Origin of the sequence: Microbacterium sp. CCNWLW134 (assembly GCF_037083565.1) — a bacterium.
Taxonomy (GTDB): Bacteria; Actinomycetota; Actinomycetes; order Actinomycetales; family Microbacteriaceae; genus Microbacterium.
In genome coordinates this window covers 848,272-860,218 of the sequence record NZ_JBAOJU010000001.1, presented here as the reverse complement: position 1 = coordinate 860,218, position 11,947 = coordinate 848,272, and the positions used below count along the sequence as shown (strand labels likewise).

General features: G+C 70.0%; 12 protein-coding genes. 5 read left to right on the top strand and 7 right to left on the bottom strand.

Annotation, left to right across the window (positions count from 1 at the left end):
• Positions 1 to 98 precede the first annotated feature (98 nt).
• A complete protein-coding gene (locus V6S02_RS03975) occupies positions 99 to 695 on the top strand; it encodes a DedA family protein (protein ID WP_124292893.1) in 597 nt (198 codons plus the stop codon).
• A 10-nt stretch (positions 696 to 705) separates the two neighbouring features.
• Here V6S02_RS03975 and V6S02_RS03970 read toward each other — a convergent pair whose 3' ends face one another.
• The 3 genes from V6S02_RS03970 to V6S02_RS03960 are packed head-to-tail and all read right to left on the bottom strand — an operon-like array spanning position 706 to position 3,312.
• Positions 706 to 1,482 carry a fructosamine kinase family protein gene (locus V6S02_RS03970; RefSeq protein ID WP_336399935.1) on the bottom strand — a complete coding sequence of 259 codons (777 nt, stop codon included), beginning with the start codon at positions 1,480 to 1,482 and terminating at the stop codon, positions 706 to 708.
• A complete protein-coding gene (locus V6S02_RS03965) occupies positions 1,479 to 2,123 on the bottom strand; it encodes an FMN reductase (protein WP_336399934.1) in 645 nt (214 codons plus the stop codon). The genes V6S02_RS03970 and V6S02_RS03965 overlap by 4 nt, the downstream gene beginning before the upstream one ends.
• Before the next feature lies 1 nt (position 2,124).
• Positions 2,125 to 3,312 carry an LLM class flavin-dependent oxidoreductase gene (locus tag V6S02_RS03960; protein WP_336400773.1) on the bottom strand — a complete coding sequence of 396 codons (1,188 nt, stop codon included), beginning with the start codon at positions 3,310 to 3,312 and terminating at the stop codon, positions 2,125 to 2,127.
• 211 nt (positions 3,313 to 3,523) lie between these two features.
• Here V6S02_RS03960 and V6S02_RS03955 point away from each other — a divergent pair, with 211 nt between their 5' ends.
• Entirely contained in the window at positions 3,524 to 4,711 is a 1,188-nt protein-coding gene (locus tag V6S02_RS03955) for an acyltransferase family protein (protein WP_124292891.1), read from the top strand.
• An 88-nt stretch (positions 4,712 to 4,799) separates the two neighbouring features.
• Positions 4,800 to 5,816, top strand: a complete 1,017-nt coding sequence (locus V6S02_RS03950; RefSeq protein WP_336399933.1) for an isopenicillin N synthase family dioxygenase — start codon at positions 4,800 to 4,802, stop codon at positions 5,814 to 5,816.
• 140 nt (positions 5,817 to 5,956) lie between these two features.
• On the opposite strand, the gene V6S02_RS03945 is transcribed toward V6S02_RS03950, so the two are convergent.
• Both V6S02_RS03945 and rpsO read right to left on the bottom strand, forming a co-directional pair.
• Positions 5,957 to 7,471, bottom strand: coding sequence for an asparaginase (locus tag V6S02_RS03945; RefSeq protein ID WP_240638405.1), 1,515 nt, complete (start codon positions 7,469 to 7,471; stop codon positions 5,957 to 5,959).
• Between the two features lie 315 nt (positions 7,472 to 7,786).
• Positions 7,787 to 8,056 carry a 30S ribosomal protein S15 gene (rpsO, locus tag V6S02_RS03940; RefSeq protein WP_017830938.1) on the bottom strand — a complete coding sequence of 90 codons (270 nt, stop codon included), beginning with the start codon at positions 8,054 to 8,056 and terminating at the stop codon, positions 7,787 to 7,789.
• A 210-nt stretch (positions 8,057 to 8,266) separates the two neighbouring features.
• On the opposite strand from rpsO, the gene V6S02_RS03935 reads away from it, so the two are divergent.
• The gene (locus V6S02_RS03935) at positions 8,267 to 9,223 is read left to right on the top strand and encodes a DMT family transporter (protein ID WP_336399932.1); all 957 of its coding nucleotides are present in this window, start codon (positions 8,267 to 8,269) and stop codon (positions 9,221 to 9,223) included.
• Here V6S02_RS03935 and V6S02_RS03930 read toward each other — a convergent pair.
• Both V6S02_RS03930 and V6S02_RS03925 read right to left on the bottom strand, forming a co-directional pair.
• On the bottom strand, positions 9,207 to 9,575 hold the full coding sequence (locus V6S02_RS03930; RefSeq protein WP_124292889.1) for an FKBP-type peptidyl-prolyl cis-trans isomerase: 369 nt from the start codon (positions 9,573 to 9,575) through the stop codon (positions 9,207 to 9,209). The genes V6S02_RS03935 and V6S02_RS03930 overlap by 17 nt on opposite strands.
• Before the next feature lie 184 nt (positions 9,576 to 9,759).
• Positions 9,760 to 10,995, bottom strand: coding sequence for a PrsW family intramembrane metalloprotease (locus tag V6S02_RS03925; protein ID WP_336399931.1), 1,236 nt, complete (start codon positions 10,993 to 10,995; stop codon positions 9,760 to 9,762).
• A gap of 68 nt (positions 10,996 to 11,063) precedes the next feature.
• On the opposite strand from V6S02_RS03925, the gene V6S02_RS03920 reads away from it, so the two are divergent.
• On the top strand, positions 11,064 to 11,930 hold the full coding sequence (locus V6S02_RS03920; protein ID WP_336399930.1) for a fumarylacetoacetate hydrolase family protein: 867 nt from the start codon (positions 11,064 to 11,066) through the stop codon (positions 11,928 to 11,930).
• Positions 11,931 to 11,947 lie beyond the last annotated feature (17 nt).

Genomic DNA, 11,947 nt, shown 5'->3' with positions numbered 1-11,947 from the left:
CGCACCCTGTCGACGAGAATTCACCGTCCGCACGGCAGTGCGTCACCGGTCGTCCTCCGTTCGGTCGCCGTTCACCGCGCGCTGGTACCCACGAAGATGTGATCGACGATCTGCTGGCCGGCATCTCGGAGAACCCGTGGTCGCTCGTGGCGATGGCGGCGCTCGTCCTCGGCGACGCCTTCCTCGTGGTCATCCCCGGAGAGGTCGCCGTCACCGCACTCGGAGCCTTGGCGGTGGTCCACGGCGATCCGCCGCTTCTCGCGGTCATCGCGGTGGCGGCGGTCGCCGCGCTCGCCGGCGATGCCCTCTGCTACCTCCTCGGGCGCACGATCGGCCTCGAGCGATGGCGGTGGATGCGCAGTCGGCGCGTCCGCGGGGCGCTGCATGCGGTCGGCGAGCGCCTCCGTCGACGCACGGCGGTGGTGCTCTTCACCGCCCGCTTCGTGCCGTTCGCCCGCCTCGCGGTGAATCTGACCGCCGGAGCCTCCCGTGTGCCGGCGCCCCGGTATCTCGTGGTGGCGGGCCTGGCCGCCCTCGGCTGGGCCGTCTACCAGTCGCTCGTCGGCGCCATCGTGGCAGCGGTCGTCCCCGGCGGGCCGGTGGTGGCGGTGGTGGTGTCGGTGGTGGTCGCGCTCCTTCTGGGCCTTGCCATCGACCGGCTCTTCGCGCGTCGGACCCTGCCGACAGATCGATGAGGCGACGACGTCACGCCAGCGCGAGCGTCTGCCGCGCGGCATCCGCCAGCGCCCTGCCGTAGTGGCGACCATGCCCCGCGGCATGCACTGCCAGCGGATGGAGCTGGTGGAGCGGGAGGCGGTCGCGCCACGCGGGGGCGAGGCGGTGACTCTCTTCGTAGCCGGCGATGATCTCGTCGAGGAACGGGCAGCCGAAGAGGTCGAGCATCGCCAGGTCGGTCTCACGGTGTCCGCCGTGGGCTGCCGGGTCGATGAGGACGACGCCGTCCGGAGTCCACAGCACGTTGCCCTGCCACAGGTCGCCATGCAGCCGCGACGGTGCGTCGTCGTCGTCGAACGTTCCCGCGGCGATCGCCGCGCACGCCGCTCGGACGACGTCGGCCTCGTCGTCGGTGAGCCAGCCCGCGGTCAGCGCCGGCGGCAGGAAGGGGAGGACGCGGTCGCGCGCGTAGAAGGCGCCCCACGATTCCTCGGCGGCCGCGGGCTGCGGCCGTGCGCCGATGAAGAGGGCGGTGATCCCCGGGGGTGGGGACCCGAAGGCAGGCGCCCCGGCGTCGTGGGTGACCGCGAGTGCCGCGCCGAAAGCTCTCGCCGTGGCGCGATCGGGAGCCATGGTCTCGAGACGTTCGAGTTCGATGGCCTCCGCCTCCACCTTCACGACCCGCGCGGTGCGCACGCCGCCCGCCTCGGCGAGCCACGCCAGGCCCGCCGCCTCGGCGGCGAAGAAACCGTCCGGAGCACCGTGGCGGTCCTTGCGGAAGATCGACCGGCCGTCCGGCGGGCTCACTCTCCCGCGAGCCCGCCGAGCAGGTGCCCGAAGGAGCGCCCCTCCCCGAGGAAGTTCGCGGGATCGAAGGGATCCGAAGCGGATGCCGCGGGGCGGCCGGCCACCGCGGCGGCGAACTCCCGCGCGGCGCGGTCGATGCGCTCCCCGAGCGGCGAGACCTGATCGCCGGCACCGCCCCAGTCGCTCGATGCGGCGAAGACCCCGGTGGGGACGGGTGCGGCGTGGAGGTAGGTGAACAGGGGCCGGATGGCGTAGTCGATCGCGAGCGAGTGCCGCGCGGTGCCGGCATTCGCCCCGAGGAGCACCGGCATCCCGGTCAGCGCGTCGGGGTCGAGGACATCGATGAACGACTTGAACAGACCCGAGTAGCTGGTGGAGAAGATCGGCGTCACCGCGATCAGTCCGTCGGCCGAGGCGACGGCGTTGATCATCGTCTCCAGATTCGGGGGCGCGAAGCCGGTCAGGAGATTGTCGGTGATGGCGTGGGCGTGGTCACGGAGTTCGAAGACGTCGGTGACCGCCTCGTCGCCCCGTCCGCCGAGTTCGCGCACCGCGGCCATGGCGAGGCGATCGGCCAGGAGGCGTGTGGAGGAGGGACTGGACAGGCCGGCGGAGATCACGGCGATGCGGCGCGAGGTCATCTCATTCCCCCGTCCGGGAGGAGGCGGCTGCGGCGGGACGGCGGTAGGGGCTCGGTCCGCCGGCGAGGTTGTCGCCGCGGTTCGCGTGGGGAACCGCCTGCGGCGCCGGCGCCCCGGCGTAGGCCGCGGCGACGCGTGCGGCATGGGTGGGCGCGTCGGGGACGTTCGCCGGGCGGCCGGCGGCGAGCTCCCGCCGGAGCGCCGGAACCACCTCGCCGCCGAGGATGTCGAGCTGCTCGAGCACCGTCTTCAGCGGGAGCCCGGCGTGGTCGATGAGGAAGAGCTGACGCTGGTAATCGCCGTAGTGCTCGCGCATCCCCGCGTAGCGGTCGATGATCTGCTGCGGTGAGCCGACGGTGAGCGGCGTCATCTCGCTGAAGTCCTCCAGGCTCGGTCCGTGACCGTAGACCGGGGCGTTGTCGAAGTAGGGGCGGAACTCCTTCACGGCATCCTGGGAGTTCTTCGCCATGAACACCTGGCCGCCCAGACCCACGATCGCCTGCTCAGGGGCGCCGTGGCCGTAGTGGGCGAAGCGCTGACGGTACAGCGAGATGAGGCGCTGGTAGTGCTCCTTCGGCCAGAAGATGTTGTTGGCGAAGAAGCCGTCACCGTAGTAGGCGGCTTGCTCGGCGATCTCGGGGGTGCGGATCGAACCATGCCAGACGAACGGAGCCACGCCGTCGAGAGGCCGCGGGGTCGAGGTGAAGCCCTGCAGAGGAGTCCGGAACCGCCCCTCCCAGTCCACGACGTCCTCGCGCCAGAGCTTGTGGAGGAGGGCGTAGTTCTCGATCGCCAGGGGCAGGCCCTGACGGATGTCCTTGCCGAACCACGGGTAGACCGGGCCCGTGTTCCCTCGGCCGAGGGTCAGGTCGACCCGCCCCTGGGCCAGGTGCTGCAGCATCGCGTAGTCCTCGGCGATCTTCACGGGGTCGTTCGTGGTGATCAGCGTGGTCGCCGTGGAGAGGATGAGCCGCTCGGTCTGCGCGGCGATGTAGGCCAGCGTCGTGGTCGGCGACGATGACCAGAACGGCGGATTGTGGTGCTCGCCGAGGGCGAAGACATCCAGCCCGACCTCCTCGGCGTGGCGGGCGATCGTCACGGTGGCCTGGATGCGCTCCGATTCGCTCGGGGTGCGCCCGGTCGTCGGGTCCTCGGTGATGTCGCTCACCGTGAAGATGCCGAACTGCATTCCCGGCCAGGTGGGGGTGTTCACGTCTCTTCTCCGCTCTCTCGCCGCGCGGGTCATCCGCTTCGACCAATTACATGCAAGTGAATGTATCTGATGCAACGCCGGCCGTCCCAGGCTATTCCCGACACACCCGGGGTCACCGAGCCGCGCGGAGCTGCGCCGGTTCGCGGGCCCGCGAGGGCTAGTCTGATCTCGTCCCGGGGAGGTGACCATGTCCGGCAACAGCGCGCCACCCACGGCAGCCACCCCGACGACCGGTACGACGCGCACGAAGCGCCGCACACCGTTCTTCGACAATGCGCGATTCGTCTGCATCGTCCTGGTCGTCCTCGGGCACGCGATCCAGCGGCTCACCTATGACTCCGACATCGCCCTGTCGATGTATCTGCTCATCTACGCCTTCCACATGCCGGCGTTCGCGCTGATCTCGGGGTACTTCTCGAAGTCGGATGCGCCGGGGAAACGCCAGATGGCGCGTGTGCTCACCGACATCGTCGTGCCCTACGTGATCTTCGAGGGCCTCTGGGTCCTCACGAAGTGGATCGTGGAGGGTCAGGCCGACCCGAACCTCACCCGTCCGTCGTGGACGCTGTGGTTCCTCCTCGCCCTCGGCATCTTCCGCCTCGTGCTCCCCTACCTCGCACTGCTGAAGTGGCCGTTGGCGTGGACCGTCCTCATCTCGATCGGCGCGGGCTATCTGCCGAACATCGACTCGACCTTCTCCCTGTCCCGCACGCTCGGACTCCTGCCGTTCTTCACCCTCGGATGGTGGCTCCGTGAGCGCCGGGTCATCGAACGACTGCAGCTGCTGGACCGTCGACCCTGGTGGACCTTCCCGGCCGCCATCGCGAGCTTCGCCCTGGCCGGCTGGGCGGCCTGGTTCTTCGTCGACGAGTGGAAGCAGATGAACCTCGCGACCTGGTTCTTCTACGACGACTCCTATGCCGACCTCGGCGGAACCCAATGGTGGGCGGGGGGCGTGCGCATCGCTCTGATGGCGGTCGCCCTGATCCTCTCCACGGCCCTTTTCGTTCTCGTTCCGCGCGGACAGAAGTGGTGGACCCACTTCGGGCAGTACACCATGTACGTCTACCTGCTCCACTCCTTCGTGCTCTACCCGTTCCGCGAGTCGGGGGTGCTGCGTGGCCTCGAGCCGACCTGGCTGTGGCTGCCGCTGGTGTGCCTGCTATCGGTCGGCATCGCGCTGGGTCTTGCCACGAAGCCGGTGCGGCGGATCTTCCGCCCGCTGATCGAACCGCGACCGCGCTGGCTCTTCGCCGATCCCTCGCTCGCGGCGTCGGAAGGACGACGGTCCGACCCCACGGGGTCGCGCCGACCGCCGGAGCCACCGCGGTCGCGCCCCGTCGCCCCGCCGCACGATGCTCGCGGGCCGCTCTGAACGCCCCGGGGCGGTGGCACTGTAACACTGTGACGACGCCGGCGTAACACGGCGCGAGGCACCTGTTCCGCCGACGTAGCCTGTCGCCATGACCGACCTGTCGCTGCCGATCCTCGACCTCTCCCGCCTCGACGCCGGACCCGACGAAGCCGCCGCCTTCCGCGACGAGCTGCGCGAGGCCACCCACCGCGTCGGTTTCTTCTACCTCACCGGCACGGGGGTCGGTCCTGAGCTCGAGAACCGTCTGCACACCGCGGCGCGGGCGTTCTTCGATCTCCCCGAGGCCGACAAGCTGGCGATCGAGAATCTCAACAGCCCGCACTTCCGCGGCTACACCCGCATCGGCGGCGAGCGCACGCAGGGCAAGGTCGACTGGCGTGAGCAGATCGACATCGGGCCCGAGCGGGAGCCCGTCACCGACCCGGATGCGGCGGCCTTCCACCGTCTGACGGGGCCCAACCTCTGGCCGGCGGCGCAGCCGGAGCTGCGCGAGGTCGTCACCGAGTGGCACGACAAGCTCACCGAGATCGCTCGCGTGCTGCTCCAGCAGTGGGCACTTGCTCTCGGCGCCGAGGCCGACCACTTCGAGCGGCACTTCGGTGAGCCGGCGAGCCTGATCAAGATCGTGCGCTACCCCGGCACCACCGAGCCGGAGCCGCAGCAGGGTGTGGGCGCGCACAAGGACTCCGGCGTGCTGACGCTGCTGTGGGTCGAGCCCGGCAAGGGTGGCCTGCAGGTCGAGCGCGAGGGCGAGTGGGTGGACGCCCCGGCCGTGCCGGGCGCATTCGTGGTGAACATCGGCGAGATGATGGAGTACGCCACGCAGGGCTACCTCGTCGCCACCAATCACCGGGTGATCTCGCCGCGCTTCCCCGACGACCGCATCTCGGTGCCCTTCTTCTTCAACCCCGCTCTCGACGCCGCGCTGCCGCTCGTCGAGCTGCCGGCAGAACTGGCCGCTCAGGCCAAGGGCGTCACCGAAGACCCGTCGAACCCGATCCACTCGCTGTTCGGCGAGAACGCGCTGAAGTCGCGGCTGCGGGCGCATCCCGATGTCGCCGAGCGGTGGCACGCCGACCTGCTGGCGGCCCGCGCCTCCTCCTGAGCGACTCCGCGCATCGATCTCCGTCGGCGACCCGTCGCCGCGACCCGCCGCCGCGACCCTCCGGCGAGAGTGCATCTGCGCGCCGAGAATACGGGGTCACCCCGCACTCTCGGCGCGCAGTCGCGCTCTCAGGAATGCGATCAGTGCGTCAGCATGTGCTCCGCCAACCGGCGCCGACGCCGCAGGTAGGTGATCGCGCCGACCGCGATGAGCAGGAGGGCTGCGAGCGAGAGGCCACCGATCCCTGCGAGGCCCGTACTGGCCAGGCCGTCGCCGCCTCCGGCACCGGCGACGGCGCCCGCTGCGGGCGTCTCCGTGGCATCCGGCGTCGGCTCGGCCGTGGGCTCTGCACTCGGCTCCTCCGACGGTTCACCGCTCGGCTCGCCCGTCGGTTCCCCGGTCGGTTCGGGCGTGGGTTCCTCGGTCGGCTCGGGCTCGGCGCCGCCGGGGGTCGGATCGACCGACGCGGCGAGCGCCGAGGAGTCGAACGACGGCGCGCCGAGGGTCGCGAACCATTCACGGGCGACCGAGACGTCCTCGGTGAACGTCCGGCTCAGCAGCAGGAGCAGACGTGCCTTCTGCGGCAGCAGATCGCCCCCGGGGATGATGTTGCCCGTACCGCTGTCCACGGTGCCGCTTCCGGTGCGCGTGGTGCTGACGAACCACACTCCCTGGTTGTTGACCGCCGCGGTGCGAGCCTGCCCCGCAGCCGACGCGATGCCGCCCGCTCCGGTCCCCGCGGTGACGATGCCCTTCACGCCGGCCGCGGCGAAGGCGCTGATCGCCTCGCCGCCTGCCTGCTGGTAGTTGTAGAAGATCTCGACACGGGGAAGATCCTCCGCCGCGACGGTCTCGAGGTCGAACGGCGTGAACCATTCCTCGCTCCCGCAGTCCAGCACCCGGGCGGGGGCGCGGTTGACGATCACGGACGACCCGTCGATCCACCCCAGAACACCCGACATCCGCGTGACGAAGGTGTCGTTGCGGGTGGCGTTGCCCTTGGTGACGTCTCGGGCGGCGTGGATCTCGTCGTTGAGCATCAGGACGGTGCCGAAGCAGAACGTGGCCTGGCTGGCAGCCAGTCGGATCGCCTGCAGGAGGTTGGCGGGACCGTCGGCCCCGAGGACCATGGACTCGCTCGCGGTCGCGCCCGCGGCCCACGGCCGCATCGCGCCGGTGATCACGACGGGCTTCTTGTTCTGCACCGTCAGATCGAGCCAGTACGCGAATTCCTCCATCGTGTCCGTTCCGGTCGTGACGACCACCGCGTCTGCGTCGGCGAGCGCGCTCTGCACTGTCAGGCTCAGCTCGCGGTACTGCGGGATGGTGTACCCGCCGGATCCGGAGTTGCCGAACTGCACGACCTCCACATCGGCGAACGCCGAGACCTCCGGCTGGATGACGCCGACGAGGTCGGCCATCGGATAGGTGCCCGCACGGTAGTCGGTGTACGTGTCGCGACCGTCGGCGCGACCCGCGATCGTCCCCCCGGTCGCCACGACGACGACCTTGGGCTTATCGCCGGCCGTCGCGGCGCGGGCGGGGGTGGGTGAAGCGGTCGCGATGACCGCTCCGGAGGCGGCGAGCACACCCGCGACGGCGAGCGCGAGGGCGCGCCACCAGCGGGATGCTGCGGGGGAGGCGAGGGTGGTCAACGAAGCAATCCTTCCAGGGTGCCTGACGGCACCACGACGTCATCGCCACGACGTCGGAAGGCAGGCTCACGCGCAGCCCGGGAAGGCGCATCCGGGACGGCGTGGGGGGACGCAGGAGCGGTGAGGGGTGGAGCCGTGCCGGAGGGGGTGTCCGGTGCTTCACAGCCTATTCAGGCGAATGTCACGGATGTTTCCGGAAACGAACGACCCGATGACGTGTGCCGCGAAGAGCTGCTGCAGACGAGAAAAGAGAGCCGCCCGACACCTCGGGCGGCTCTCACAAGAACGTTTTGCGCGATTGAACGCTGGACGCGATTAGCGGCGCAGCCCCAGGCGCTCGATCAGCGAGCGGTAGCGCGCGATGTCGATGTCCTGGAGGTAGCCGAGCAGACGGCGGCGCTGGCCGACGAGCAGGAACAGCCCACGACGCGAGTGGTGGTCGTGCTTGTGCTCCTTGAGGTGCTCGGTGAGGTCCTTGATGCGCTGCGTCAGCATCGCGACCTGCACCTCGGGGGATCCGGTGTCACCGGGGTGCGTCGCGTACTCTTCGATGATCGCCTTCTTGACGTCTGCTTCGAGTGCCATAGATGGGATCCCCTCTCTCCTCATTGCGCGGTGCCCGACGCCTGATGCGTGAGCTCTCTTTATCCGCGGCCGATCCAACGGCAACTGCACGAGTCTACCAGTCCTCCCCCGCCGTGACGACGCGTAGCCGAACGGTCGGCTACCGGCGGAAAACGGACGATGCGCTCGGCCGCGCTGTCTCGGCGCCGACGCGCGCCGTAGGGTCGCGACATGACCACGGATGAGCTCGCGACCGAATCCGCGAAGATCTCGCGACTGCCGGGGATGATCGTGCTGCAGTTCACGCTCGCCGGGATCGTCTGGGGCTCGAGCTTCCTCTTCATGAAAGTCGCCCTCGAGGGAGTCGGACCCGGTCAGGTCGCGTGGGCACGCCTGGTCCTCGGCGCGCTGGCGCTCGGAGTGCTCGTCGCGGTCCGACGCGAGCGGCTGCCTCGTTCGCTTCGCATCTGGGGACACATGAGCGTCCTGGCGCTGACGTTCTGCGTCATCCCGTTCCTGCTGTTCTCGTGGGCGCAGCAGCACGTCACCTCGGGGCTGGCCAGCATCTACAACGCGACGACACCCATCATGACGGCGATCATGGCGGGACTGCTCCTGCGCGTCGAGCGACTCAACCGCGAGCAGGTCACCGGGATCGCGGTGGGCATCGTGGGCGTGGTCGTCATCATCGGACCGTGGCAGGGCCTCGATCTCTCGCAGAGCGTCGTGGCGCAGCTGGCGATCCTCGGGGCCACCGCGTGCTACGGGTTCAGCCTCGCCTACATGCGGCGATTCGTCGCCCACACCGGGATGTCGGCGCTGACGTTCTCGTTCCTCAACATCGGCATCGCCGCGGCGATCATGATCGTGCTCACACCGGTGATCGCATGGGCTCCGGTGCAGCTGACGCCGGCGATCGTCCTGAGTCTGATCCTCCTCGGCGCCCTCGGGACGGGCCTGGCGTACATCTGGAACCAGAACGTCGTCCGGGCCTGGGGCCCGACGCGCGCGTCGACGGTGACCTACATCACCCCCGTCATCGGCGTCGCCCTCGGCATCCTGATCCTCGGGGAGCGTCTGAGCTGGAACGAACCGGTGGGCGCGCTCGTCGTGTTCGCGGGCATTCTCCTCGCGCAGGGCCGCGTGCGCCTGGGCGGCACGCGGAACCGGCTCAGCCGACGGCGATGAGGTCGATCACGAAGATGAGGGTCTTGCCCCCCAGGAAGTGTCCGCCACCCTCGCCGTAGGCCAGGCGCGGGGGGATGACGAGCTCGCGACGTCCGCCGACCCTCATGCCGGGGATGCCGTCCTGCCACCCCTGGATGAGACCGCGAAGCGGGAACTGGATGCTCTCGCCGCGATTCCACGACGAGTCGAACTCCTCACCGGAGTCGAACTCGACACCGACGTAGTGAACGGTCACCTGGTCGCCAGGGCGGGCCTCCGCGCCCTCCCCCACGATCAGGTCGCGGATCTCCAGCTCACGGGGGGCGGGTCCGGCGGGGGCGTCGATCTCGGGCTTGGTGCGGTCATCCGTCATTGCTCCATCCAAGCCCAGGCGCCGCTCCCGGTCAACGCGACCGGCGTGGCGGACGGGGTCTTGACAGCCGCAGGCGCGGCTCGGCATCCTGATGGCAGGCCGACTCAGCGCCCGGTAGACACGCAGGCATCGCCGCGGCACCGGGCGCTGAGTTCTGTCCGGGGCCGCCGCCCGCCTCCCCCGATCAGGGGGCGAACAGCGCGGCGCGGGCGGCGGTGACCCGCGCGAGGAGGACGTGCTCATCCTCAGCGGCACGCGGGTCGCGGCCGGTGATCGAACGCTGGCGAGCGGCTGCGAGCGCGGTGGCGTCGTGGATGAAGCCCTTCATCGTCGCCGTGCGATCGCCGCGAAGCCCCGCCGCCCACGCCAGTGCGGCGCGACGACCCGAACCGGTGGCGAGCATGTCGACCTCCTGGGAGGTGAACCATCCTGCCGTGGCGTAATCGGACAGCCGTTCCCGGGTGAGGCGGGCCTCCTCCCGGCGGAGCCCCAGGATTCCCACGATGAAGAGGATGAACAGCGGCACCTGGAGGGTCAGGTACAGGCCGAAGAAGTCGCCGAAGACCGCCGAACCGTTCCAGAACGCATGAAGCAGGATGGCGCCGGCGAGCCCGATGAGGAAGGGGCCCATCGCATCGCGCACCCGGCCGCTCCGCCGCGCGGCCAGGCCCAGAGCGAACCCGATGACGCTGGTGAACATCACGTGCGCGAACGGGGAGAGGATGCCGCGGAGGAAGAAGATCTGCGAAACGTCGGCGACGCCCCCCTCGATGAACCCGATGCCGAAGTACTGGATGTTCTCGGTGAAGGCGAATCCGGCACCGACGAGCGCGCCGTAGACGATGCCGTCGACAGGGCCGTCGAAGGCCCGGCGGGCGGTGAGGAAGATCAGAAGCACCCCGAGGCCCTTGGCGACCTCCTCGACGACCGGCGCCTGGACCACCGTCGACAGCACGTCGCCGAGCGGCGTCGAGGCGAACCCGAATACCAGGCCCAGCAGCAGGTCGACGCCCAGGGCGATCCCGACCGACGCGATCGCGCCCCATGCGACCGCGAGCACCATGAGGCCGCGGGGCTCGGGCTCCCACCGGTCGATCAGCCGGATGGCGAACAGGACGCCCACGAGCGGGATCAGTGCCGCGACCCCGCCGATGAGGGACGCCGCCGGGCCCAGGGCGTTGAGGAAGTAGCCGACGAGCGCGATGAGGATCAGCACCAGCAGCGCGGCGATCCACAGCGGCGCAGTGCGCCCGGTGCGGGGCAGGGCCGCGCCCGAGGTGGGGACCGGCACCGGCTCGGGTGAGACCCGCGCCTGCGGGATCGAGGCGCCGTAGGCGACCTGCGGCTGAGCGAAGACCGTGGGAAATGCCGGGGGAAGGAGCGTGGGGCGTCCGCCCCCGGGACCGGCAGAGTTCGTCATGGCGAACAGCCTATGCGGGCGCGCACCGCGCCGAGGGGAGCCCGTCCGTTTGCGTATACCGTGGAAGGATGCGCTTCGCCCACGTGACCTCGTCGGACCACGCGCGGCCCCGGCTCGTGCTCGTCCCCCGCGATGACGAGGCCGTCTTCGTCGATGAGCTCTTCACCGGGGCGCCCGCCACCCTGCAGGAACTGGTCGAGGGTGGCGACGATCTGCTGTCGGCGGTCGCGGAGGCCGCAGACGACGCCCCGCGGCATCCTCTCACCGCCTTCGGATTCGCCTCGGCCGTCCTTCGTCCCCCGGCCATCCTCGCCGTGGGCCTGAACTACGCCGCCCACTCGGGTGAGCTGGGGCTGAAGACGGACGCGACGCCGACGGTGTTCGTGCTGTGGCCGAACTCCCTCACCGGTCACGAGGCCACCACATCCTGGCCGCGGAGCCTCAGCGAATCGGTCGACTACGAGGCCGAGCTCGGCGTGATCATCGGCCGGTCCGCGAAGGACGTCCTCGTCGAAGACGCGCTCGATCACGTGTGGGGCTACACGGTCGTCAACGACATCACCGCACGCGACATCCAGTTCTCCGAAGCGCAGTGGTCGCGCTGCAAGTCGTTCGACGGCTTCACCCCGACCGGTCCGTTCGTCGTGACCGCCGATGAGGTGCCCGACCCGCAGGACCTCCACATCTGGACCGTGCTGGACGGTCGGATCCTGCAGGACGCGTCGACGGGGCAGATGGTGCGGTCGGTGGCCACGCTCATCACCTCGCTGTCGCAGTCGGCGACCCTGCTGCCGGGCACCCTGATCTCCACCGGCAGCCCGGGTGGTGCGGGGTATTCCCGCGACCCGCAGGTCTTCCTCCGCGACCGCTCGACGGTGACCGTCGGGATCGACGGGATCGGCGAGCTCACCACGCACTGCCGGATCCTCGACTGACGCCGAAGCGCCGGCCC

Bases quoted from the DNA above. Each gene is read 5' to 3' on its own strand.
- V6S02_RS03965 (WP_336399934.1), bottom strand. From the start codon at position 2,123: ATGACCTCGCGCCGCATCGCCGTGATCTCCGCCGGCCTGTCCAGTCCC.
- V6S02_RS03960 (WP_336400773.1), bottom strand. From the start codon at position 3,312: ATGCAGTTCGGCATCTTCACGGTGAGCGACATCACCGAGGACCCGACG.
- V6S02_RS03955 (WP_124292891.1), top strand. From the start codon at position 3,524: ATGTCCGGCAACAGCGCGCCACCCACGGCAGCCACCCCGACGACCGGT.
- V6S02_RS03950 (WP_336399933.1), top strand. From the start codon at position 4,800: ATGACCGACCTGTCGCTGCCGATCCTCGACCTCTCCCGCCTCGACGCC.
- rpsO (WP_017830938.1), bottom strand. From the start codon at position 8,056: ATGGCACTCGAAGCAGACGTCAAGAAGGCGATCATCGAAGAGTACGCG.
- V6S02_RS03935 (WP_336399932.1), top strand. From the start codon at position 8,267: ATGACCACGGATGAGCTCGCGACCGAATCCGCGAAGATCTCGCGACTG.
- V6S02_RS03930 (WP_124292889.1), bottom strand. From the start codon at position 9,575: ATGACGGATGACCGCACCAAGCCCGAGATCGACGCCCCCGCCGGACCC.
- V6S02_RS03925 (WP_336399931.1), bottom strand. From the start codon at position 10,995: ATGACGAACTCTGCCGGTCCCGGGGGCGGACGCCCCACGCTCCTTCCC.
- V6S02_RS03920 (WP_336399930.1), top strand. From the start codon at position 11,064: ATGCGCTTCGCCCACGTGACCTCGTCGGACCACGCGCGGCCCCGGCTC.